Here is a 23,589-nt window from a genome sequence, read left to right as displayed (position 1 = left end):
CGGTATTTACTCTTGCATTACCCTATGACAGTTCATTGGAAACATCACCACAAGGGTTCAGTGCTACAGAGGGATCATAGCCCATCCCAAAAAATTACAAAACAATGTTGTGTCTTGACGTACCCCTCATAGCTGTACTATGTTGTTAGTTACAGTTATGGTTTCATATTGAATTTAAAGTACAGGAAGGTGATGCTTCATGTTTCAAGCTATGCCATATGATGGAACGCGCAGCGAGCAGTTTGAAGCCGTTCTAATCCAACTCGAAGCATTGATAAAGGACGAACCAAGTGCTACAGCCAATCTGGCAAATGCTTCGGCACTACTTAAACACGCTCTACCGGATACGAATTGGGCCGGTTTTTATTTATTTGACGGCAAGGAGCTAGTACTTGGACCTTTTCAAGGCCTCCCTGCATGCATTCGAATTCCGCTATCTCGCGGGGTGTGCGGAACGGCAGCCGCCGAGCGGCGCACACTTGTAGTAGGTGATGTGCATGCATTCCCAGGTCATATCGCCTGTGATGCAGCCTCCAACAGCGAGATTGTTGTTCCTTTAATAAAGGATGATCGCTTGCTTGGCGTACTTGATATCGACAGTCCGCTCAAGGATCGCTTTGATGATGAAGAACGCCGGTTTCTGGAGCGGTTCGCAGCTTTAGTATCGGAAGCTATCTAAAAATTTCTTCGTTTTATATCCCATAAGAAAAAAGGCTGTCTTATTTGTAGGGGTACCTACTTATAAGACAGCCTTTTTATGTTGATCTTACAGTCGAACCGGACTAATGTTCCAAATCTCAGCTGCATAGCGACTAATTGTGTTATCGCTGGAGAATTTACCGGAATGACCAATATTAATAATGGACTTCTTCAGCCATTCTTGCCGGTTGCGATATGCCCGATCAATTTCGACATGCGTCTCAACGTAACTAGCGAAATCCTTCAGGACAAAAAACTCATCGTTATTATCCAGAAGAGAGTGGAAAATGCTCTCAAACTCCGTAGCGTGACAACATATAGGTCCTGGTTTGATTAACTGATCCAGCACTTCTTTCACACGACTATCCCCGTTGTAAATATCACGCGCATGATAACCACCATGCTGGTAGTAATCCATGACCTGCTCAGCACGAAGTCCGAACAGGAACATATTGTTGTCTCCCACCATTTCATGCATTTCTACATTTGCGCCATCCATCGTCCCTACCGTCAATGCACCGTTCATCATAAACTTCATATTCCCGGTACCGGATGCTTCTTTGCTGGCTGTAGAAATCTGCTCACTGATGTCCGCTGCAGGAATGATCTTTTCTGCTAGGGATACCGAATAATTTTCAAGGAAAAAGATACGAATCTTCCCTTTAACATCCGGATCTTTATTGACTACCTCCGCAACTGTATTAATCAGTTTGATAATCCGCTTCGCCAGATGATAACTCGGCGCTGCCTTTGCTCCGAATATAAACGTGCGTGGAACCATATCCATCGAAGGATTATCTTTGATTTGATTGTACAAATGCAGAATATGCAAAATATTAAGCAACTGGCGCTTGTAGGCATGTAGACGTTTCACCTGTACATCAAAGATAGAGTCAGGATCGACATGTACTGAATGCTTACTGTAGATGTACTCTGCAAGACGAAGCTTATTCTGGCGCTTAATACTGGCTACTTGTTCCTGGAAGGAAGCATCCTCACAATATTTAATCAAGCCAATCATTTCTTGAGGATGGCTCACCCAACGGGTCCCTATCGATTGATTGATTAAATTAGCCAGATCTGGATTGGCATGCAGTAACCATCGCCGATGGGTAATTCCGTTCGTCTTATTATTGAAACGGTGTGGATACATTTCATTAAAAAGTCGCATCTCGCGCTTCATTAATATTTCTGTATGCAGCGCCGCTACTCCATTGACACTATGGCTCGCTACAATCGCCAGATGAGCCATCCGAACCTGATCATCATGAATAATCGCCATCTGCGCAATTCGATCCTGATCCCCCGGATAACGACTCATAAGCTCGCCACAGAAACGCGCATTGATCTCTTCAATGATAAGAAAAATACGTGGCAGTAGCTCCCTAACCATTTGAATAGGCCATTTCTCAAGCGCTTCGCTCAGAATAGTGTGATTAGTGTAAGAGACCATACGCGTCGTGATACTCCATGCCTCATCCCATCCTAAACCATGTACATCCATCAGTATCCTCATCAATTCAGGAATCACCAACGTTGGATGTGTATCATTAATATGAAGAGCAACCTTGTCTGGCAGCGATTCTATAGGAATCCCAAGCTTGGCATAGGTACGCAGAATACTTTGCAGCCCCGCGCTACAGAGGAAATACTGTTGCTTCAGGCGAAGCAGCTTGCCTTCGTATTGAGAGTCATCTGGGTAAAGGAACTCCGAAATGGATTCTACTGAACGCTTATACTCCAGAAACTTATGATAGTCCGTCCCGGCAAAAGAACCAAAGGTTCTTGAGGGCTGGGTGATGGATTCCGCACTCCAATTACGCAGTGTATTCACATGCCGGCGATCAGCACCAATGATAGGGACATCGTAAGGCACTGCACGAACAGCCTCATATTGCGTATGATCGAATACGAGTCGTCCGTTCTCTTCGCGGGTCTCAATAGTCCCCCAGAACCTAACTTCAACCTGCTTGTCTTCGCGGCGCACTTCCCATACATTATCATTCTGCAGCCAGTAATCAGGAAGTTCCACTTGATACCCATCAACGATCTTCTGCTCGAACAGGCCATATTTATACCGTATACCACAGCCATGTCCCGCATATTGCAGGGAAGCGAGTGAGTCCAGGAAGCAGGCGGCCAAACGACCGAGACCTCCATTCCCTAACCCAGCGTCCGATTCCTCCTCCTCTATATCCTGCAAACAAAAGCCAAGGTCCGCTAAACCTTCACGTACTACTTCCAGTACACCCATATTCAACAGATTGTTCCCCAGAAGCCTACCGATCAAGAACTCCATTGAAAAATAGTAAACCTGCTTATCTTTATCGAGCTTATATTTCTGGTTCGTTTCCGCCCAATTTTTCCCGGCGTTCTCACGAATCATGTTGCCCAGTATTTTATAGACATCGGCATTCGAGGCTTCCTCAAGCGGTTTACCTAATTTACCAATGAGGGTCTCACGGAATACCTGTTTGAAAGATTCTTTATCGTTAAACAACAGTAGGTCCTCCTGACAAATGCTTTTATTAGAAGTGCAGCAGACTGTGCCATTAGATCAGATAGGTTAATACTGCTTTGTTCATCTAATCCAGTCGTTAGATCTTGCTGCTCTTGGCGATGACGAATGGACGTTTGCTATCTCCAACAAGAATTCGATTCTTACTCAAATGTACGTCTTTATCCATAATTACATTCTCAATGACCGCATTTTCTTCGATGACGCATTTTTGCATAATTACTGAGTTGATGATCTTCGCTCCCTTACGTACCTGAACCCCCCGAAAGATCACGCTGTTCTCTACCGTTCCAGCTATAATGCAGCCATTAGCCACCAACGAATTACTGACATTAGCACTTTCCAAGTATCGGGTCGGAGCCTCATATTTTATCTTCGTCTGTACCGGGCTTTCTTTGAACAAACTGAAGTAATTCTCCTGCTGGAGCAGTTCCAAACTGTTCTTATAATAACTCTCTAATGAATTAATTACGGCATGATAGCCATGATATTCGTATGCGGCGATATTAAATTTGTGTCGGTTCTTCTGAACTACATCTCGGAAAAAATAACTCTCTCCATGCGCAATGCAATGCTCCACCTGCTCCAAGAACAGTTTTTTCTCCATAATGAAGATATCCAGATATAAATTAGGATGGTCTTTCTCATGATGGATATTAGTCACCTTATTCTCTTCGTCTACTTCAATACGCTGGCATAGATCATGTTCTGGCTGCAGTTCTTCAATCTTTTTATACACTACTGTAACGTCGGCACCCTTCTCCAGATGGTAACTGTACAAATCCTGAAGATCGATCGTATTGATATGCTGGCTGCCGGAAAACACGATATATTTAGCAGATCCCCGTTTAAAAAGATCCAGATTGTTATGATAATGCTGTAAGTCCCCGAGAGAAGTATCCGTTGGATCGTTCCAGTCTGGAGGCAAAATGAATAATCCCCCATGCTTGCGGTTCATATCCCACGATTTCCCGTCACCCAAATGGTCCATTAGAGAACGGTATTTACGGCGGACAAACAGGCCAACGCTCTCCAGGTCTGCACGCATCATATTAGAAAGCACGAAATCAATCAACCGATAACGACTGGCAAAAGGTACGGCTGCACCACAGCGGAAATAAGTGAGTTCATTTAGTTTGTCGAGTTCATGATCCAGATTAATTACACCCATGAGTTGCTTCATCGGAATCCACCGTCCTCTTATAATTTATAAGAAAGTATAAGTTTCACGATATACTTTATCCTTATAAATCTCGCATAAACGCTTACCGTCCCTAGAAGGACGCCGAAGGCATTTTAGCTTGATTATATGGTTTTGGCCACAGCTGATTTACGTTTTTTGCTTTTATTGTCGATCAGCAGAATTTCGTTCTCGTTCTCCCGTTCGATGCCTATTTCCATATAATCGTCGATTACCGTATTCTCACTAATAATCGCTTTATGAATGCGTACGTTCTTGCCAATCTTGACCTTAGGCATAATCACGGAGTCCGTAATTACACTTCCTTCACCCACTTCTACCCCATAAAAGAGAACCGAATGATTCACTTCTCCGTGCACTATGCAGCCTTCATTAATAATGCAGCCTGACACTTTCGCCCCAGGGGCAACATATTGGGCAGGTTGATTCGGATTACGTGTAAAAATGCGCCAGCTGGGATCATTTAGATTAAGTGGCGGAGTATCGCTTAGCAAATCCATATTTGCTTCCCATAAGCTAGTTACTGTACCTACATCTCTCCAGTATCCTTCAAAAGGGTACGCAAATAAGGAGTTTCCGTCCTCCAGCATCAAAGGAATGATATCCTTGCCGAAATCGTGGGATGATCCTACATTCTCCCCATCCTCTAGTAAATGCTTGCGGAGAACCTCCCATTTGAAGATATACACACCCATAGAAGCTAATGTACTTTTTGGCTGAGCGGGCTTTTCCTCAAATTCGTAAATTTTTAGATCGTCCTCCGTATTCAAAATTCCAAATCGGCTTGCTTCCTCCAGCGGAACGTCAATGACAGAAATTGTGCAATCAGCGTTTCTTTCCTTGTGGTATTGAAGCATAGCGTGATAATCCATTTTATAAATGTGATCACCGGACAGAATAAGAACATGCTCTGGATCAAACTGATCCACAAACTTAAGATTCCGATAAATCGCATCGGCTGTTCCCCGATACCAGCTGCTTCCATTCTCACGTTCATGCGGTGGCAACACGAATACCCCACCGTTCTTACGGTTCAAATCCCAATCACTGCCTACTCCGATGTAAGAATGCAGTATGAGTGGCTCATATTGAGTCAGCACACCAACTGTATCAATACCTGAATTGGAGCAGTTACTTAAAGGGAAGTCGATGATCCGATAGGTCCCTCCAAAATAAACAGCGGGCTTGGCAAGCGATTTGGTTAAACCTTTCAATCTTTTGCCTTGGCCTCCAGCCAATAGCATGGCTACCATTTCCTTTTTCTTCATGGAAAAGCCTCCCTTGACTTATGGGTAATATGAAGTTCAGCAAGCACAGGTTGAATGAACAGAAGTTCCAAAAAGAAATGAATGAACAAGAAATACACTTGAAAGAAATGAGCCTTGATAGGAAGATGGACAAAGATGAGAAAAACGTGGAAGGAAATGTAACACGGTCGAATGATCTTTCCTAAAATGGGTAACTTTCACCAAAATCAGGAGATTATCCTTATTGTAAAGTGTTCTATATCCGCCGTCAAAACCCTTTATCACATTTTCGAAAATCCGATTTTTTTAACCTTGTTTGTTATTAAACACATTAATATTACTTATAACTAAATTAACCGCTTTGAATCATCATGAAATAAGAAAAGGCTCCTTTAATCGTAAAGCAAAGGGACTCATCTTCAGCAAACATTCAACCGAATATGTCATAATGTAGCTATCTATCACTGATTTGGAGGTACCTATGATGAAAGCAGCTCAAGGCGTTCGACTACTGCTCGTAGATGATGAGCCTCATATATTACAATTTCTAGAGCTGGGTCTCCTTAACGAAGGATTTGAAGTCAGAACCGCACCCGACGGAATCACAGCCATCTCGGTCGCTGCTGAGTTCAAGCCACATGTAGCCATCCTAGATGTCATGATGCCTGGCATGGATGGATTCGAGTTATGTCATTACCTTCGCTCGGAAGAGACGGAACTAGCCGTTATTATGCTAACTGCAAAGGATGAAGTGGACGATCGAGTCAAGGGTCTCACTATTGGTGCTGACGATTATATGGTCAAGCCCTTCAGCTTCGACGAATTGCTTGCCCGAATTCAAGCGCGGCTACGGAATCAGTTTCCAGGTCTGCTCGGCGAGGTGCGCTGCGGTCCATTCCGAATTGATAGCCGTAGAAAAGAAATTCGCTTCAAGGAAGAAGTCCTTGAACTCTCACCCACGGAATACGAGTTATTACAGTATCTCGTTATTAATCACGGCCTTGTACTAAGTAAACCCATGATTCTTGATAAAGTGTGGGGCTATGACTTTGGTGGTGAGGAAAATATCGTTGAGGTCTATATCCGTTCGCTTCGCGAGAAGCTCGGGGATAAGGAGCACCGTATTATCCGTACCCTGCGGGGAGCAGGCTACCGGGTAGATCTATGAGTACGCGCTTCTCTAAATGGTTTCGTAAGCTGCCCGCACCACGTTCTCTACGCAAACAGCTGCTAGCCATTTCGCTGCTCATTCTATCAGGATTGCTTCTTCTAATCGGAGTATTACAATATATACTCATGCGGGATTTCATATATAGCAATAGAGCAGAGTCTATGGAAGCGCAAATACGTTCTGTTCCCCGTGAGATGTTTTTCAACTTTTTCAATTCCTATGACGAGGACACCACAACTCCGAATGAGGGAAACACCGAGTATAACGGCAATTTGCCGGGGGAAAGAAACGGCGAGAATAAAATCCCAAATGGTCAAAGAACCGGTGAGAATAGGCGTCCACTCCTGCTGGATGCCCATACAACCCTCGCTATTTATAGCTCAGATGGCACCTTCAGGGACTTACAGCAAATGACTTTATCTGATTCAGCCGCGCCTAGATTAACGAATGAGCAATACAATAATCTGCTCATTCATACCACGGATAGAGCAACAGGAAATTACAAGCTCATAGAGGCCGATGACGGCACTGAACATCTGGCTATATTCGTGAATCTCTATAGACCTGGAAATACTCGATTGCTTCTCCAAATGAGCGTGAATACCGGACCTCTTACGGATGTAATCTTACAGCAATTGATGATCTACGCAGGTTTGTCAGTGATTGCTTTATTGGCTGGCTTCTTCCTATACTTGCCTGCCCTTCGAAAGACGCTGGTCCCTCTTTCAAATATGGGAGAGTCCGCCGAGATCATTGATGCCGGTAATCTGGATATCCGATTTCCAATTAACCAAGGCCAGACTGAGATCGACAAGCTGGCCCATTCATTCAATGGTATGCTCGAGCGTCTCGAAATATCCTTTCATAATGAACGGGAAGCCAAGGAACAGATGCGCCGCTTCGCTGCCGATGCTTCTCACGAGCTGCGAACGCCGCTGACCTCAATCCACGGTTTTTTGGAGGTCTTACTGCGTGGCGCTGCGGACAACAAAGAACAGTTATACAATTCATTGCGAAGCATGCATGGCGAATCGAAACGGATCAATAAGCTGGTGGAGGATTTGCTGCTGCTCGCTCGGATGGACGGCGCCCCTCAACTGCGGATGACGGATCTGCTGCTCGGTGAGGTCATTTCCGAAATGAAGCCGCATCTGCTCTTGTTAGCGGATCAGCGCAAAGTTACTTTTGATATCTCGTATGGCATCCATGGTAAATATGAACCCAATAAAATCAAACAGGTAATTCTGAATCTGTTCCACAATGCAGTTCAGCATACGGATACAGAATCTGGCACCATTCATCTCTCTTTACATGCTAGAGGAAATGAGGCCATTTTAACGGTGCAAGACAACGGCTGCGGGATTTCTCCAGAGCATATCCCACATATCTTCGATCGCTTCTACCGCAGCGATTCCTCTCGCACACGAAAATATGGTGGATCTGGACTCGGCCTTTCTATTACCAAGTCTATCGTGGAGGCACATCACGGCAAGATTAGTGTAAGCAGCACTCTCGGTGAGGGAACAACGTTTAGGGTTACCCTTCCTTGCGAGGAAGGATTAGCCAAGAGAGAGTAACAACCGTTATAATAGATGATAGACTTAAGCCTATGTCTATGATGCCAGTTTTGCTTCACAAAACTTTGAGGAGGTCAAAAAATGTACGAAATCGCCGTAATTGGAGCCGGTCCTGCCGGTGCAAGCGCAGCCCTGTTCGCCGCCAAGGCGGGCAAAAAAACGCTGCTGATCGACAATGATAAAGGCATGACCCGTAGAGGATGGTTTGAGAACTTTTATGGAATTTCCGAAGTAGGCGGTCCTGATCTCGTAGAAACCGGACATAAGCAAGCCGTCAAATTCGGCGCTGAGCTGGTAGCAGAACAAGCTATTAACCTCACTTCCAGCGGCAATGGATTTGTCATTGAGACCGAAGATGGAATCATTTATGAAGCCAAACATGTTATTCTTGCAACAGGCGCCCTTACCGATCTAGCCGCCAAAGCAGGGGTGGAAACTAAGGATGGTACAGAGCCAAGAATCAAAACAGTTGTCGCTGTTAATCCAGAAGGCAAAACAAATATTGAAGGCATTTGGGCTGCAGGTACCGTTGCCGGAGTAAGTGTACATGCCATTATTACGGCAGGCGATGGCGCGAAGGTAGCCATTAATGTGATTAGCGAGTTAAATGGTACGCGTTACGTGGATCATGATGTACTAAAGGCTTAATAAATGACTGAAAATATAGATCCGGAGACGATTCTTAGGAATCTGTCCTCCGGATTTTTTATATCGCAAAAAATAACTGCACTTGGTGCAGTTATTTCATACTTTAGCCCCCTTTATGACTTTTTTAAGTGTAGTTTATGCAACTTAAAACAGATGGAAAGAGTGTTTCCATTGGATTATGAAGAAATAAGTGTATCAAGTGCAACTAAGTCGATACGTAGCAGTCTGATGCGCTTTTTAATAGTATAAAGTACACTTATTTGTTCATCCCCACCTTCCCTTTAAACGCCCCACGCGCAAAAAAACTGCCCCAAACATCATCCCACCACCGCCGAAGACGATGTTAGGATCGTTTGAAACAGTCTCCTTCAATCACTAGCGTGTACCCCAAGGTAACGCCCCCACTTCTTCACTTTCCTTCAGACTCGCAGCCAGCTTTTGCAAATACGGAACCAGTAATGGACGCAACTCCTCCCGCATCAATCCGACCTCCAGCGTAGCCTGAATGTAGCCGAATTTATCACCAATATCATAACGTTTGCCGATCAAATCCAGGGCCAGCAAACCTTCATTACGGCATACCTCATGCAATGCATCAGTCAGTTGATATTCACCGCCTGCTCCCCGTTCAAGGTTAGCCAGCACTGAAAATATCGAAGACTCCAAAATGTAACGCCCCATAATCGCATGCTCTGAAGGTGCCGTATCCGGGGAGGGCTTCTCCACCAAACCTTTAACTTCATGGACGCCTTGTAGAGAACCGCTTGATGAAATAATTCCGTATTTATGAACCTCCTGCCGTGGTACCTGCTGAACACCGACGATGGTCTTCTCCTCTTGTTCATACAATCGCATCATTTGCAGCAGCGCCGGATCCTCCGAGACCATGATATCGTCACCGAGCAGAACAGCGAAGGGCTCATCGCCAATGAACTGTTCCGCACAAAGGATGGCGTGACCTAGTCCTAGCGGCTCTTTTTGCCTAATGTAATGAATGCTGGCCAGTTCGCTAATCGCTTGGACTTCACGAAGCAGCTCCTCTTTTCCTTTTTCCAAAAGCGTCTGTTCCAGTTCCACTGATTTATCGAAATGATCTTCAATCGACTTCTTGTTGCGGCCCGTCACGATAATGATGCTTTCAATGCCGGATCGAACAGCTTCTTCTACGATATATTGAATCGCCGGTTTATCCACAATGGGCAGCATTTCCTTGGGCTGAGCCTTAGTTGCAGGCAGGAAACGAGTGCCTAAACCCGCGGCGGGAATAACCGCTTTTCTAATCTTCACAACGAATCCCTCCCTTGCATTTATTGACGATGTAGAACTTGCTGCTCACGAACATCCTGCTGTTTCTTACCTTCATAGAACTCTTGAACAATATAGAGCGGACGTCCCTTGGTCTCATCATAAATCCGACCGACATACTCACCCAGAATCCCTAACATAATGAGCACAAAGCCATTAAAGGTCAGTGTGATTCCGATCATCGATGCCCAGCCCTTAACGACTGAATCCGTAAAAATCACCAGATATAGCACATACATCAGATATAGAAAACCAGAGGCCGACAGCAGCATACCAAGGTATCCTGCCAGCTTCAGCGGCTTATAAGAGAAGGAAGTAATTCCATCCAGAGAGAGCTTGATCATCCGTTTCAGCGGATATTTAGTTTCTCCAGCCAGACGTTCATCGCGTTCATATTCAATGGCTTTTTGCCGAAAACCGACCCAGCTGACTAGCCCGCGTACGAACCGATTTTTCTCCGGCAGGCGTTTGAGCTCCTCACAGACTTTACGATCGATGAGGCGGAAATCCCCCGTATCTACAGGTATTGAAATATCGGTTGAATAACGTAGCACTCTATAAAAGAGACTGGCCGTCCACTTTTTGAATAAGGATTCTCCGTTGCGCTTTATCCTTTTGGCATATACAACTTCATACCCCTGCTTCCATTCCGCAATCATGTCCAGAATCAGTTCCGGCGGATCTTGCAAATCGGCATCAATAATGACAACTGCATCCCCTAGGGCGTAATCCATTCCGGCAGTAATAGCGATCTGATGTCCAAAGTTACGAGACAAGTCGATCAGCTTCACACTTTCATCCCAGTAGCTATATTCCTCAATCATTTGGGCGCAATTATCTGTGCTGCCGTCATTCACAAAGATCAGCTCATACACTTCATTAGTTAAACCCATTACTTTTTTGATACGTCGATACGTCTCTTGAATGACCGCCTCTTCGTTAAACATTGGTATAATAATGGAATAGCGCACGTTGGTACTCATGAGCAGCTCCTCCTTAAATTTGAATAATGAAGCGTGCCTGATCTATCTCATAACACGCCTCATAGGATTAACATTCGCCTAGTTTACAGTAACTTTGTATAATGTCCCGCTGTTTCCTCCATCGCTTCCTGCCCAATCGGCTGCTGGAACTTCTGTACCATTCTCTGTGATCCAAGTCGTCAACTCGGAGCTTCCCCCGCGTCCACCACCCATACCACCGCTATTGATCAGGAAGTACTTCACCTTTCCGCTCTCTACAAACGCCTTTAGGGTATCTGGGGTATACACGGTGTCTGAGTTAGAAAATCCGTTCAAAATAACAACCGATGCACCCTTGTCAACGATATAAGGAGCTGCTGTACCATAATCCAATGTAGCAAAAAGATAAGGCTCCCCAGTATTGTTCTCCTCCAAATAGGACAACAGACTCTCATTCGCACTTGCGGCGCTATTACGTCCAAAATTGCTTGGACTGCCTCCCATTCCCCCTCTACCCTCACTACTAGTCGGGCCCGCCTCAGGGGTTTGACTGTTCAAACCATAAGTAATGGGAGTAGCTGCCCAGTAGAGCGGCCCAATTAACAATACTAATACGGCTGCAATGCCTGTCGTATAAATAAAGGATTTCTTCATGCCTTTAAGAACTACCAGTACCAGCGAAACCACTATGCCTGCAGCTAAAATCCCAATGGACCAGCCACTGCCGATCGTATCGTTATAAGGATGAACAATGTACCACTGGAAACCTGCTGTAACCAGCGTTGCGGCTGGCAATAGCCAAGACAGCCAACCAGAGTGCTCGCGATATAGCGTCCAGAGCTTTGACCATCCTGCACCGACTAATGCTGCAACTGGTGGAGCCATCATCACCAGATAATATTGATGGAAGAACCCCGCGATACTGAAGAACCCCATAATGGGCACTAACCACGCTAACCAGAAGAGAGCTTCTTTATGAGCTTGGGTAAAGTTCTTTCTCCGCAGATTGGCGAACAATCCAATAATGCCTAGCAATACGAAAGGCAGCATCCAGCTAGCTTGACCTGACAGTTCTGATTGGAACAGGCGCAGTGGGCCTGCTGTTCCTGTATTGAACATTCCGCCTCCGCTTCCACCGCCATTCATGCCGCCGCGATTTCCTCGCCCGCCGTCGTCGCCACCAAATTGCCGGCCTTGACTGTCTGTTCCACTAGGAGGCTGACCTGGTGCACCTCCATCATCGTCACCAGTCTGGCTATTCGAGGTCGAATTTGTGCCTTGCCGGCCCGAAAATGCTGCACGTCCACCATCAGTGCCACTATTACTGCCTGACCCATTCATAGCTGGCATCTCGCCGTTCATGTTCGGTATCTCACCATTCATAGCGGGCATTTCACCGTTCATGTTTGGCATCTCACCGCCATTCATTCCTGGCATTCCACCGCCACCACCACCTGCCCCACGATCCCCTGTTAATCGGGCAACGCCATTGTACCCAAAAGCAAGATTCAGCACTGAATTGGTACCACTACTGCCGATATAAGGCCGTTTGCTGGCGGGAATCGAATCCACGATCACTGCCCAGGATAAGGAGACCACAAGCAACATTGCTGTGGAAGCTACCAATACTCCCGTCTTCCGCTTCCAATTCACTTTGGCAGCTAAGACATAAAAGAAATAAAAAGCCGGTAGAACCATGTACGCCTGCAGCATCTTCTCGTTAAACCCAACACCGATTAACGCAAATGCGGTAAGAAGGCTACCCAGCTTGTTGCTCTTCGTCCCTTTAAATAGAAACCATGCCGCGAGCAGAAGGGTGAATACAAGCAGCGCATCAATATTGTTCGTTCGGCTGACTGCCGCTGCTACCGGAGTAGTCGCCATGACTAGAGCTGCTATACGTGCTGCCGCTCTGCCAAAGGTAGGCTTCACCAGCAGGTATACAAGTAACACGGAGCCCACGCCGCCGAGTGCCTGTGGCAAAATCACACTCCAACCATGCAGCCCGAAGATAAGCGCGCTAAGTGTCTGAATCCAAAAGGTAACTGGTGGTTTATCCACCGTTACTGAACCCGCGGAATCCAATGAAGCGAAGAAGAAATTATGAAAGTTCTGCAGCATACTTCCCACCGCGGTGGTGTAGTATGTATTCACATAGTGGTCGTTCCAAACTCCATAACCATACAAAAAAGCGGCAAGTAATAAAATGAGCCAAAGTATAAGATCCGAGCTTATTTTTTTGAACCTACTCATCTCCATCCACTCCTATCCTTTGATCGTCTATAATTCCGGCAGTTCTGTGCCCCCGGTTCAAACTTTCTGTAGGTGTATTATTTCACCCTTACCTTAACTCTCAATGAGTCCAAGCTGAATGTTTGCTGAATATACAAGGCCACCAGAACGCAAAAAAAGCCCCACAACTGTGGAGGCTTTCTGTTCAAATCCCAACCCAAGCAAATATTTTAAAATAGACTATTCCATTCTGCCCATAGTAACGAGCTTATTCACCGTATTCCAATTACGTGCTGTAAGCGTCATACCCAATATTCTGTCAAAAGGAACCTTGAAAAGCGGCGACTGGCTCACACTGACCTCATATAACACGTACATCTCTCTGCCGACAAAACGCACTTTATCTGGTCCATCCTCATAAGTGCGCAGTTTATCCAATGCTTCCGCTGAAGGCTCGACTGGTAAAAAAGTAACATACCATCTTTTGAATTCCTCTGGCTCGGAGAGCTGAAAGGGATCGTTAGCGATCACGTTCTCCATCTCAGCCAGTGTACGAATCATAACAGAGACCTCGAAACCAAACACCTCATGAATCTGGCGTTCAATGACTCCAGTAAGCAGACTCTCCGAACCTTCATCACTCTCAAATACAACATTTCCGCTCTGAATATACGTTCGTACATTTTCAAATCCAAGAGTCTGAAACATCGCCTTCAGGTCCAACATTTTAATAATTTTGTTCCCGCCGACGTTAATTCCACGCAGCAGCGCAATATAGGTAGTCATAGAATACACTCCGTTTCTTGTTATGATCAAGTTAGTCCCACGGTTAAGGTCTGCAGACGTTTACGCACTTCTTTTACTAGAAGCTCCTTCTCCGGTGGCGGAAGTCCTTCCACCAGACGCGCAGCAGCGATCGGCAAAATCCAGTGGTCTACGTCCTCATAGGTGAGTCCTGATAAACGGAGATACTCCTGAATATATCCCTTGGTTAATTTCTTTCTAATAAAACCTATCATCATTCTCGATAAGGCAGAGGCTCCAGGGGGCATGGCTCCCATACTGAACATCACTACAGATCGCGCAGCATCGGCCGCTGGTTCTCCCGCCACACCTGTCATCCAGTCGATTACCCAGAGCTGATCATCCATAAGTACATTGTCAGGATGGAAATCTCCATGACATAAATAGGTTCCTTGTGGTAACTTCTCCAGATAGCGCAGGATGGCTGACTTCTCATCTTCACTAAGCATTGGAGCCCCCATGATATTCCACTTCAACATATCCTTCTGCTGTCCAATCTCCTCAGTAATTTCAAGTTTATGCAAATCGTAGTGAAGCCTAGCCATCATTCTGGCATACTTACTAACTTTCCAAGGCTTCTCACCCATCACCTTTAGCAGGGAGGGACCTTTAATTTGTTGAAATACAATACCTTGTCTTGATTGTTCAGAAATGAGTTCAAATGGCTGTGGTGTCCGGACGCGCTGCGAGTGCACAAACTGGCTGATCTTATATTCTCGGCTAATATTCTGTTCTGAAACATCCTCTAGGTACAATTTAAGAATCCTCTGATCATCATGCTGCCAGATCTCCGCTGTTCTGCCTTTCCCAACAAGCTTCGCCTTCATTCGGCAGCCTCCATTTAGTCCAGATTAATGCGGGTAAAATGCTCAACAACCGGAAATGGATCGTAGTAATGGTGAAGTAGCGCCTTCCATTCCTGATACTGGCTGGATTCTCTGAATCCTATGGTGTGATCTTCAAGCGTTCTCCACTTCACAAGCAGCAGATACTTATGATCATCCTCCAAGCAATGTTGCAATTCATGCCCTATGTAGCCTTCGATCGAAGAAATTAAGCTTGATGCCTCCTTGAGGCTTTTTTCAAATTCAGTAGTTAAACCAGGCTTCACTTGCAGCATCGCAGCTTCCAAAATCATAATCAGCATCCTCCAAAGGTTATGTATTTAAAGCATCACGGAAAAATTCATGATAAAAATTAATAATAACAAGCAGAATGGCTAGTGACTCGTTGACCAGCTCTACCTCAAGGCTATGATTAGCATCATCGATTCTATACACTTTTAAATGATGAAGCCCACTAATTTCACCAGAAAGCTGTTCGCTAAATAAAGGGTCGCTTCCGCCATAAATTACAGTCCCACGACTCTGCTGTATCAAAGGGATCGCCTCAGGTAATGGTGTTATATATAGATGAGACGTCTTTTTCTGTATTTCTAGCTCTTCTGCAATTCTCCCTGCTATGACCGAACCCACGCTTTTGCTAATGAATAGAATCTTTTTGTATTCAGGAAGAGATGCAATGGCCGCTTTACATTCCTGAATGAGAATAATCATTTCATCACGCTTAAAACCTACTCTAGCACTCTGGTAGCCATATTCAAGCAGCAGGACATCGCAATTATGTTCCCGAGCTGCTTTGGCCGCATAATCTAGCAGGGGGCGTTCAGCCGAGTAATTTTTACCTGGAAAAATAACAGCCAATGCCTTAGATCCTTGAGTAATATATTTATGTCTAACCTCTCTACCCCAATATGAGGACATAATGATGTTGCTGACGTTCATACCTGTTTCCCTCTTTTCTAAAACAACCATTCTATATATATCTATCATTATAGCTAACTTATGTTTAGTTTTAAAATCAAAGAATTCCTAATCTTTACTAGAGATCAGGAATGTTCGAAAGTAGGTCTATTACTGTGATACCACCTGCTTATTTTTACTTTTACTAACCTTAATTTCAGCACAAATCCACAATATCAACGGAATAATCACCTGAAAAGGAAGCGCATATATTGGATAAATAGTATAGGCAAAATGCTGCATCTCCATAATATCCTTGAAGATAAATCGAGAGAAATAAACCATAATCAATCCCAGCTGAAGCACAACGGATCGGTAGCTCTTCAGATTGAATAATTTAGCGACTCCAACACTAGCCACATATAAACATAAGCTAGCCTTTATGAATATCGTGATGACAAATCCAAGTGCTGATGATGCCTCCATTCGGGTCAAAAAATCCCCTATATTAATCCGACTAACCGCTACATAAGAGGGGAAGTATAAACTTTGAACAATATCAGGATTGAGAATCAGCAAATTCCGCAGAGAAACGAGCAAAATCACCCCACCAGAAATCAGCAATCCGCTTAGCAGAATCTTTTTGGCTGAGTCTTTTGCCGGTAAATGACTAAATACGCCCATAAAAAGAACAATTTCAGCAAAAGGAAAAGTAAATGATCCAAATGTATCTGCAAATATTGGTGACCATCCACTGGCAAGAAAAGGCTTCAAATAGTGATACTTGAGCTTGGGAATGGCTAAGATTTCAATAAATAGAACCTCAGCTAAAAGAAGCAGCAGAAATAGCTTAGCACATCTCCCAATCACCTCAATTCCTGCCTTAACCACCCAAATACATAACAGACCTACGCATAACATGGGTGCAATCATAGGCGTCTCTGTCAAGGCAACCGTTTTACTAAATTCCCCAAAATTCCGTAGAACGAGGGCCCCCATATGCAGCGCGTACCATATATACATACAAGAAACTACTCTCCCAAAGATAGATCCAAATACGATGATCAATATATCAAATAGATTCTTACCCGGAAAAAGCACATGAAATCTGGCGTATATAAACAGCAGGGGAACCGTTAAAGATATGGCAAAAAGTAGAGCAATCCAGCTACTGTTGCCCGATTTCCCCGGCAGACCCATGAATAGTGAAGTCCCAATAATAAATAGAACAACAATACTTATAGAATGCCCTGTGGGTATGATCTCTTTTTTCATGCTTAAATCTCCTCTTGGACTTGTAACTAAAATAACTTGCTGATCCAGCTTACAATTAAAGGTGAAGGACTAGGAAGCTGCCATTTCATGGCCAATGCAAAAGCAATACAGAAAGAAAACAGACATAGTGTACAACACACATAAAAATCCCGTTTTATCCCTTGCTTTAACAATCCGTAAGGATCCATCAATACAACAAAAAAGTAGATCAACACAACGATAACAACCAATTTTATCACCTATTCTTGATGGATCTGGATAGATCTTGAGTTTTGAGCACTGCTCTCAATAATTACTGTTGAATTTACAACCACATCTAGATCAGAGAATTCCCGCTCCCAATCTTTATCTAGCTCGGTCCAGGTCTTAGGCATATTCTCAAAGATAATCTCTCCGAATCCAAAAATATCGGAATGATATTCCTGCTGCAACTTCTTAATTACAGAGAGAATATGCTTCTGTAATTCCTTAGCGGCACGCTTCTCTATAACATTCTTACTATTCAGACTAGTGAATCCTTCAGTAGTCATTACCTCATCAAGCCCGGTATGTGTGACCATATTTATCTGTAATTGGAGCTTACCGTTTACCCAAACAGGCTTTAATTTTGTTTTATTGGAAAAAATCTCAAGTGTGAAGTCGGGGGCTCCCTTTTCGTTATTCACGGTTAACACCCCACCCTTTATCTCATCTTTAATAAACAACATGTACTTGGTCTCTTCGCCACTCAGTTTGCCAATCATTTTGTCCATTTTGAATATAGCAGTTCCACTAACACGCGGATTTTTCTGACCATTTTTTTCGTGAATATAAATAAGAGGAGCTATAGCACAATCCCCGGGCGTCTCCAGCTTTTCAATGAAGTCCCAAATCTCCACAACCGGGGCCGTACTAACATTTTGTTCAATTGCCATCTGCTGAGCAAGACCATAAGACATAATAGTTTCTGTTGAGCTATTCAAATTAATTACTTCCTGAGCCGTCTTCTCTTTAGAAACAAACACGTATACATCCGATCGAGTTTCTGTATCTCTGTTGTACCAATCAATCACTTTTACAACCCCTTCCTTCGCTATCTCCTCACTGAGGATGATCGCCTTGGAATGACTCCAAAATAGTTTCTTTCCCGTGATTGAAATCATGCTTCTTACAATATCAAACATCGTTTTTCCTGAAAGACTAACCATCTTATAACCCGCTTGACTAGATTTCATCCCCTCTTTCGTATCCACAATTTCGACCGTTGCTAGTAGCTTCCCGTCAGAATCCTTATCGATGCCCACGCCTGCTACAACTGCCCTATCTTCAATTTCGGCGTAATCCCAACAACCCAAGGTACTTACCAGAAGTAATAGCGATATACAAGCTAGCAACCCTTTTTTGATTTTTTTCATGACCGATTCCTTACTTTATTGGTCGCTTTTCTCTTTCGGTTACGCGCTCCAATCATCGCCGGACGTAAATACATATGCCACCACGGCGCCCTTATAGCTGTATCCTTAATGTCCTGCGGATGAATAGAACCTACTCCAAGCATGTACTGAACCCCAAAGGAACGTAAACTCATCAAATGAATCACTAAACCGATCACACCCAAAAAATACCCATATAATCCCAGAAAAAAGGTTACGAACAGCAAAAGCGACCTTACTACGATTAGAGGACCTGTCAGTCTTGGGTTAAGCAAAGCCATAATTCCTGTTAAACCCACTACAATAATCATAGGAGCGCTAACGATTCTCGCTTCCACAGCCGCCTGACCCAGTACAAGCGCACCTACGATGCTAATCGCCTGACCAATGTAGGTCGGTATTCGTTCTCCTGCCTCTCGCAGAATTTCAAATATCGTTAGCATGAACAAGACCTCCACCACAGTTGGAAAAGGAACGGCTACTCTCGACGTTGAAATACTAAGTAACAACATGGTAGGCAGCATTTCCTGACTATAGGTAACCAACGCTACGTACAAAGCAGGAATACTAATAGACAAAAAGGCTCCAAGTACCCTTATCATTCGGTTAAACGAACCAAAGTAATAGTTAATATAATAATCAGCACTGGCCTGAAAATTCTCCACAAACAAATAGGGCACTGTCATTGCATAAGGACTGCCTTCCATTAATAAGGCAACTCTACCCTCCATAATTTTGCTTACTACAGAATCAGGACGTTCTGTGCTTCCCGTCATTTCAAAGGGTGAAAAGGGTTCATCTCGAATAAGCTCCGAAAGAATAGACGTATCCAATACAACATCTATGTCTACCTGTTGAATTCGGTTCTGCAGCTCTTTAATAACATCCGGTGAGGCCAAACCTTCGATATAACAAATACAAGTTTGTGTTTTGGAGCGAGTCCCGACTTGACCATAAATAATCTTTAAGTCCGGACTTTGCACTCTTCGGCGAATGAGCGTCAAGTTTACAAGCAGCGACTCTGTAAAACCTTCTCGCGGACCCTTTACACTTTTTTCCGTCACAGGCTCCGCGATGGCCTTCGTTTCCCACCCCTGCGCACTAATGTTAAGCGCACCCGCAAAGCCATCCATCAGAAACAAAGTTTTTCCGGCTACGACCGCGCTAACCATCTCATCCAAACTCGTAGAGCAGACCACATCGCTAATGTTAATAACCAGCGTCCGAATTTTCTCCATCATTTCAGCTGTATTCCCGCTATCCATTGCCGTAAAATCAAAATCCATTAGAGGCTTTATCACCCCGTACTGGATCATTTCCCTGTCTACCATTCCGTCTACATAGACTAATCCGCAGCGGATGTCGTCACTATGGATATTATTTATCACCCTTATTCTAAGTGTTCCATCATCCTTGAATATTTGTCGAAACAGATTCATCATTTCATCTAGTGACGTACTCGGAGTCTGCCCAGACGTCGTATTTTTTAGGGAATCTTTGCGGATACCATCTGCTGTCTGTTTCTCCACAGTAGTCACTCCTGTCACAATAGTTTCCTAGAAATTATCCCCCATCTCACTAAATACTATCCGCCAAAATTATACTGTAAAGAGATCAACTTCTTCGCAAAGGAGAGTAAAGTCCATCCGTTAAAATAAAAAAAAGCCGCTTTAGCAGCGGCATGTTGAATGTTTATGATTGTAATGATCATCTGGTATAATTTGATGAAAATAAGAGATAGGAGCTCCCTATGACACCATTTACAGAACAAGTGATTCGTATCATACAATCTATACCTGAAGGAAAAGTGATGACTTACGGAGGCGTTGCTCGTGCGGCAGGAAGCCCAAGAGGCGCAAGGCAGGTAGTTCGTATCCTTCACTCCATGAGTAGAAAATATAAGCTTCCCTGGCATCGGGTTATCAACGCCAAAGGAATGATCGCCTTGACTGAAGATGAATCCAACTCCCTCCAGAAGCTTTATTTACAGGAGGAAGGGATTATTTTTAATGAAAAAGGTGTGGTAGATCTGAAGCAATACCAATTTGATCCGGAATTTATGGATTAACCACGTATGTGCTTAGCGCCCCTTCCTCTTTCACTGGTTCCAAGACCATTCAGCAAACAGTACATCGTAGCGTAGATAACCAGCAGTACAAACGCAATGAACAAGCTGAAAAATACCGACTGTCGATTCAAGCTGTCCATAACCAGTTGGTACAACTGATGCCGGTCCGTCAGTACATCCCAGCTATTCAGCCTGTAGACTCGGCCAAGCAGGACACCATACCCCCCAAGTACACATGCTGCGAATACGAATATCCAAGAGAACAGCAGGCTGCTCTTGCGATAAACAACCGTCTGGAACTGGTATAAAGAGAAGAACCCGGTCAACCAGCCGCTCCAAGTGAACAATAAGAGGGTGACCAGATCATACCAATACCGATTCTGAATGGTGCCATCCACGATATATCTGCTTTTTCTTATCGTCAGATGCACCAGATCCGTCATGAGATAAGGCGCGTTCGGAAAGAACAGCAGCCAAGCGACGCCTAGCGGAACAAGCAGCAATCCACCTATCTTCCTTTTATCCAGTTCATAAGCAGCCATAGAGAACAGGAACGGAATCCAAGCCAGGAATAAATTCCAGAGTAAAAATGCATAAAACGAATCCGTCTGTAGTGACACTACACGATATACGGCCAATGTCGCCACAGACAGACCTGCCAAGAGCATAAACACCTTCGGATAATTCAATTCCTTCATGAGCTTATATTCTCCTTATCGAGATAGTTTACATTTAACTTATACCCAATTGTACAAATTTGGCATTCCCAAGTCCAATCTCAAGCATAAACGCCTTTGTCGTCCTTATTATGACGATAAGCGTTTAAGCGAGAAATATAAGGATAATATATGATGTGAAACTTAAATTCTTATATTTGAACAGAAAAACCCGGACGCAAAAACGTCCGGGCTGACTCTTATCTATTTCACTCAAAGACCACTATTTAGTTCAGGTGCAATTACAGGTTTCTTGCGCCCTTTCAGACCGCGCACACTTCCCGCCTCTTCCAGAGAGGAGAACGCTGTACACTCCCTAAAAGCGGCATGGCTACATCCAATACACTTGTTGTAATCGATGCTGTTAAGTGCGTCATTAATGGCTTCCCCGGTGTGCGGATAAAACTGAGCCTCACCTATGGTACTATATAGTCCAGTTCTCTTGAGTAGCTCAAGCGGCTGTGGCTGAATACCTGAGATCATAAGTTTCCCTCCAACAGCTTGTAAATGCCGCACAAGCTCTGCTAAATTGGATTCTCCAGTGGTATCCATGAAGGGTACTTTCCCCATCCGCATTAATATAATTCTAGGTTGATCTGAACCATAGCTTGGCATAGTGTCATCGAATCGATAAGCAGCGCCAAAAAACAGTGGACCTTCCACCGTGTAAATTCCAATTTGCGGACAGTCATGACTCTCCGTAACCATATGTGCCTCTACCTTAACGGACTTCGGATCAGGCAGCACTTTGGCTACCAGATGAACCTCTCCCATTCGTTTCACAAACAGAATAACCGCAAGAATTAATCCCACCTCTACAGCCAGCGTTAAATCTGCAAATATCGTTAACAAGAAGGTGATGAATAACACCAAGGAATCGCCGGTCTTGATCTTAAGCAGATGAAGGAACTCTTTGCGCTCACTCATATTCCAAGCTACTACCATTAAGATCGGTGCCATCGCAGCTAAAGGAATACTGGAAGCATAGGGTGCGAGCAACAGGAGAATTAGAAACACCACAACACCGTGAACGATCCCCGAGATCGGAGAAACAGCGCCACTCTTGATGTTCGTCGCTGTTCTAGCAATTGCTCCTGTCGCTGGTATGCCCCCGAACAATGGAGCAGCAATATTTGCGATCCCCTGACCGATCAGCTCTCGGTTACTATTATGGCGGCTGCCTGTCATTCCATCCGCTACAACAGCGGATAACAATGACTCTATAGCACCTAGCATTGCAATGATAAATGCCGGACGAATTAGCAGGGTAATTCGTTCCCAAGTAATGTCCGGAAATCGAAAGCTCGGTAAGGTATTAGGGATTTCTCCGTAAGCAGAGCCAATCGTAGTCACTTTGCCGCTAAAGAATAACGCAGCAATCACAGTCGCGCACAGAAGACCTACCAATGATCCAGGCACCTTCGGAGCGAATCGAATCGCTAGGATAACGACGGCAAGACAAATCACGGCGGTCAGAATACTGTATCCATTCATCGTCGATAGATGAAGCCCTATTTCTTTCATATTATTTACAAAGCTCTCATGCCGTTCTATATTCCTTAGTCCAAGGAAATTAGCGATCTGCCCGGTGAAGATAATGACCGCTATCCCTGCTGTGAAACCAATCGTTACTGGCCTCGGAATAAACTTAATCAATACACCCAGCTTTAATAACCCCATGAGAACTAGAATAACCCCTGCCATCATTCCAGCGATAAGCAAGTTCTCATAGCCATACTCCATCGCAATGGCAAACAAGATAGGAATAAAAGCACCTGTTGGCCCACCAATTTGAAATTTTGATCCTCCGAACAATGAAATACATATTCCGGCAACGATTGTCGTGTAAATGCCATACTCCGGTTTTACACCAGATGCAATAGCAAATGCCATCCCCAAAGGAATGGCAATAACACCAACGATTGTTCCCGAAATCAAATCCTTGCGAAATGCATTCATGTTGTAGCCTTTATATCGGCCCCACCCTGTCATGATCAAACCTTCTTTTCTTT

The 23,589-nt window shown here is 44.3% G+C and carries 20 protein-coding genes; 5 read left to right on the top strand and 15 right to left on the bottom strand.

Annotated features, from left to right (window positions below):
* Nucleotides 1-199 precede the first annotated feature (199 nt).
* Entirely contained in the window at nucleotides 200-679 is a 480-nt protein-coding gene (locus tag MKY19_RS02885; RefSeq protein ID WP_042184630.1) for a GAF domain-containing protein, read from the top strand.
* 87 nt (nucleotides 680-766) lie between these two features.
* Here MKY19_RS02885 and MKY19_RS02880 read toward each other — a convergent pair whose 3' ends face one another.
* The 3 genes from MKY19_RS02880 to MKY19_RS02870 all read right to left on the bottom strand — a co-directional run bounded on the left by MKY19_RS02880 (nucleotide 767) and on the right by MKY19_RS02870 (nucleotide 5,686).
* Nucleotides 767-3,199, bottom strand: a complete 2,433-nt coding sequence (locus MKY19_RS02880; protein WP_149644652.1) for a glycogen/starch/alpha-glucan phosphorylase — start codon at nucleotides 3,197-3,199, stop codon at nucleotides 767-769.
* A 97-nt stretch (nucleotides 3,200-3,296) separates the two neighbouring features.
* Nucleotides 3,297-4,400, bottom strand: a complete 1,104-nt coding sequence (glgD, locus tag MKY19_RS02875) for a glucose-1-phosphate adenylyltransferase subunit GlgD (RefSeq protein WP_042184625.1) — start codon at nucleotides 4,398-4,400, stop codon at nucleotides 3,297-3,299.
* Nucleotides 4,401-4,522: 122 nt separating this feature from the next.
* On the bottom strand, nucleotides 4,523-5,686 hold the full coding sequence (locus tag MKY19_RS02870; protein WP_042184623.1) for a glucose-1-phosphate adenylyltransferase: 1,164 nt from the start codon (nucleotides 5,684-5,686) through the stop codon (nucleotides 4,523-4,525).
* A gap of 463 nt (nucleotides 5,687-6,149) precedes the next feature.
* On the opposite strand from MKY19_RS02870, the gene MKY19_RS02865 reads away from it, so the two are divergent.
* From MKY19_RS02865 to MKY19_RS02855, 3 genes are all read left to right on the top strand, one after another.
* Nucleotides 6,150-6,833, top strand: coding sequence for a response regulator transcription factor (locus tag MKY19_RS02865; protein ID WP_076116779.1), 684 nt, complete (start codon nucleotides 6,150-6,152; stop codon nucleotides 6,831-6,833).
* The gene (locus MKY19_RS02860) at nucleotides 6,830-8,413 is read left to right on the top strand and encodes a HAMP domain-containing sensor histidine kinase (protein ID WP_339800154.1); all 1,584 of its coding nucleotides are present in this window, start codon (nucleotides 6,830-6,832) and stop codon (nucleotides 8,411-8,413) included. Before MKY19_RS02865 ends, MKY19_RS02860 begins: the two co-directional genes overlap by 4 nt.
* Nucleotides 8,414-8,494: 81 nt before the next feature.
* On the top strand, nucleotides 8,495-9,061 hold the full coding sequence (locus tag MKY19_RS02855) for an FAD-dependent oxidoreductase (RefSeq protein ID WP_076116777.1): 567 nt from the start codon (nucleotides 8,495-8,497) through the stop codon (nucleotides 9,059-9,061).
* Between the two features lie 375 nt (nucleotides 9,062-9,436).
* On the opposite strand, the gene galU is transcribed toward MKY19_RS02855, so the two are convergent.
* The 10 genes from galU to MKY19_RS02805 form a co-directional block, all read right to left on the bottom strand.
* On the bottom strand, nucleotides 9,437-10,348 hold the full coding sequence (galU, locus tag MKY19_RS02850) for a UTP--glucose-1-phosphate uridylyltransferase GalU (protein WP_339800150.1): 912 nt from the start codon (nucleotides 10,346-10,348) through the stop codon (nucleotides 9,437-9,439).
* Nucleotides 10,349-10,368: 20 nt separating this feature from the next.
* Nucleotides 10,369-11,349: a glycosyltransferase family 2 protein gene (locus MKY19_RS02845; RefSeq protein ID WP_339800147.1), complete on the bottom strand. Its 981-nt coding sequence runs from the start codon at nucleotides 11,347-11,349 to the stop codon at nucleotides 10,369-10,371.
* Nucleotides 11,350-11,427: 78 nt separating this feature from the next.
* Complete coding sequence (locus MKY19_RS02840; RefSeq protein WP_339800145.1) at nucleotides 11,428-13,581, bottom strand: glycosyltransferase family 39 protein; 2,154 nt, start codon at nucleotides 13,579-13,581, stop codon at nucleotides 11,428-11,430.
* Nucleotides 13,582-13,800: 219 nt separating this feature from the next.
* Nucleotides 13,801-14,346 (bottom strand): DUF1697 domain-containing protein, encoded by a 546-nt coding sequence (locus tag MKY19_RS02835; protein WP_042184608.1) that lies wholly within the window; start codon nucleotides 14,344-14,346, stop codon nucleotides 13,801-13,803.
* 26 nt (nucleotides 14,347-14,372) lie between these two features.
* Nucleotides 14,373-15,191, bottom strand: a complete 819-nt coding sequence (locus MKY19_RS02830) for an aminoglycoside phosphotransferase family protein (RefSeq protein ID WP_339800142.1) — start codon at nucleotides 15,189-15,191, stop codon at nucleotides 14,373-14,375.
* 14 nt (nucleotides 15,192-15,205) lie between these two features.
* The gene (locus MKY19_RS02825) at nucleotides 15,206-15,502 is read right to left on the bottom strand and encodes an antibiotic biosynthesis monooxygenase (protein ID WP_339800139.1); all 297 of its coding nucleotides are present in this window, start codon (nucleotides 15,500-15,502) and stop codon (nucleotides 15,206-15,208) included.
* 19 nt (nucleotides 15,503-15,521) lie between these two features.
* The gene (locus MKY19_RS02820; protein WP_076285896.1) at nucleotides 15,522-16,148 is read right to left on the bottom strand and encodes a hypothetical protein; all 627 of its coding nucleotides are present in this window, start codon (nucleotides 16,146-16,148) and stop codon (nucleotides 15,522-15,524) included.
* A gap of 129 nt (nucleotides 16,149-16,277) precedes the next feature.
* On the bottom strand, nucleotides 16,278-17,381 hold the full coding sequence (locus MKY19_RS02815; RefSeq protein WP_339800136.1) for an endospore germination permease: 1,104 nt from the start codon (nucleotides 17,379-17,381) through the stop codon (nucleotides 16,278-16,280).
* A gap of 239 nt (nucleotides 17,382-17,620) precedes the next feature.
* On the bottom strand, nucleotides 17,621-18,775 hold the full coding sequence (locus MKY19_RS02810) for a Ger(x)C family spore germination protein (RefSeq protein WP_339268548.1): 1,155 nt from the start codon (nucleotides 18,773-18,775) through the stop codon (nucleotides 17,621-17,623).
* The gene (locus MKY19_RS02805; RefSeq protein ID WP_339800132.1) at nucleotides 18,772-20,322 is read right to left on the bottom strand and encodes a spore germination protein; all 1,551 of its coding nucleotides are present in this window, start codon (nucleotides 20,320-20,322) and stop codon (nucleotides 18,772-18,774) included. Before MKY19_RS02805 ends, MKY19_RS02810 begins: the two co-directional genes overlap by 4 nt.
* Nucleotides 20,323-20,543: 221 nt before the next feature.
* On the opposite strand from MKY19_RS02805, the gene MKY19_RS02800 reads away from it, so the two are divergent.
* The gene (locus MKY19_RS02800; RefSeq protein ID WP_042184593.1) at nucleotides 20,544-20,861 is read left to right on the top strand and encodes an MGMT family protein; all 318 of its coding nucleotides are present in this window, start codon (nucleotides 20,544-20,546) and stop codon (nucleotides 20,859-20,861) included.
* Here the strand turns inward: MKY19_RS02800 and MKY19_RS02795 are convergent.
* Nucleotides 20,858-21,559 carry a DUF1361 domain-containing protein gene (locus MKY19_RS02795; protein ID WP_339800130.1) on the bottom strand — a complete coding sequence of 234 codons (702 nt, stop codon included), beginning with the start codon at nucleotides 21,557-21,559 and terminating at the stop codon, nucleotides 20,858-20,860. The genes MKY19_RS02800 and MKY19_RS02795 overlap by 4 nt on opposite strands.
* A 231-nt stretch (nucleotides 21,560-21,790) precedes the next feature.
* On the bottom strand, nucleotides 21,791-23,569 hold the full coding sequence (sulP, locus tag MKY19_RS02790) for a sulfate permease (RefSeq protein WP_339800127.1): 1,779 nt from the start codon (nucleotides 23,567-23,569) through the stop codon (nucleotides 21,791-21,793).
* Nucleotides 23,570-23,589 lie beyond the last annotated feature (20 nt).

The organism is Paenibacillus sp. FSL R5-0744, from assembly GCF_037972555.1.
Classification (GTDB): Bacteria; Bacillota; Bacilli; order Paenibacillales; family Paenibacillaceae; genus Paenibacillus_AQ.
This window is presented reverse-complemented; position numbering and strand designations above follow the sequence as displayed.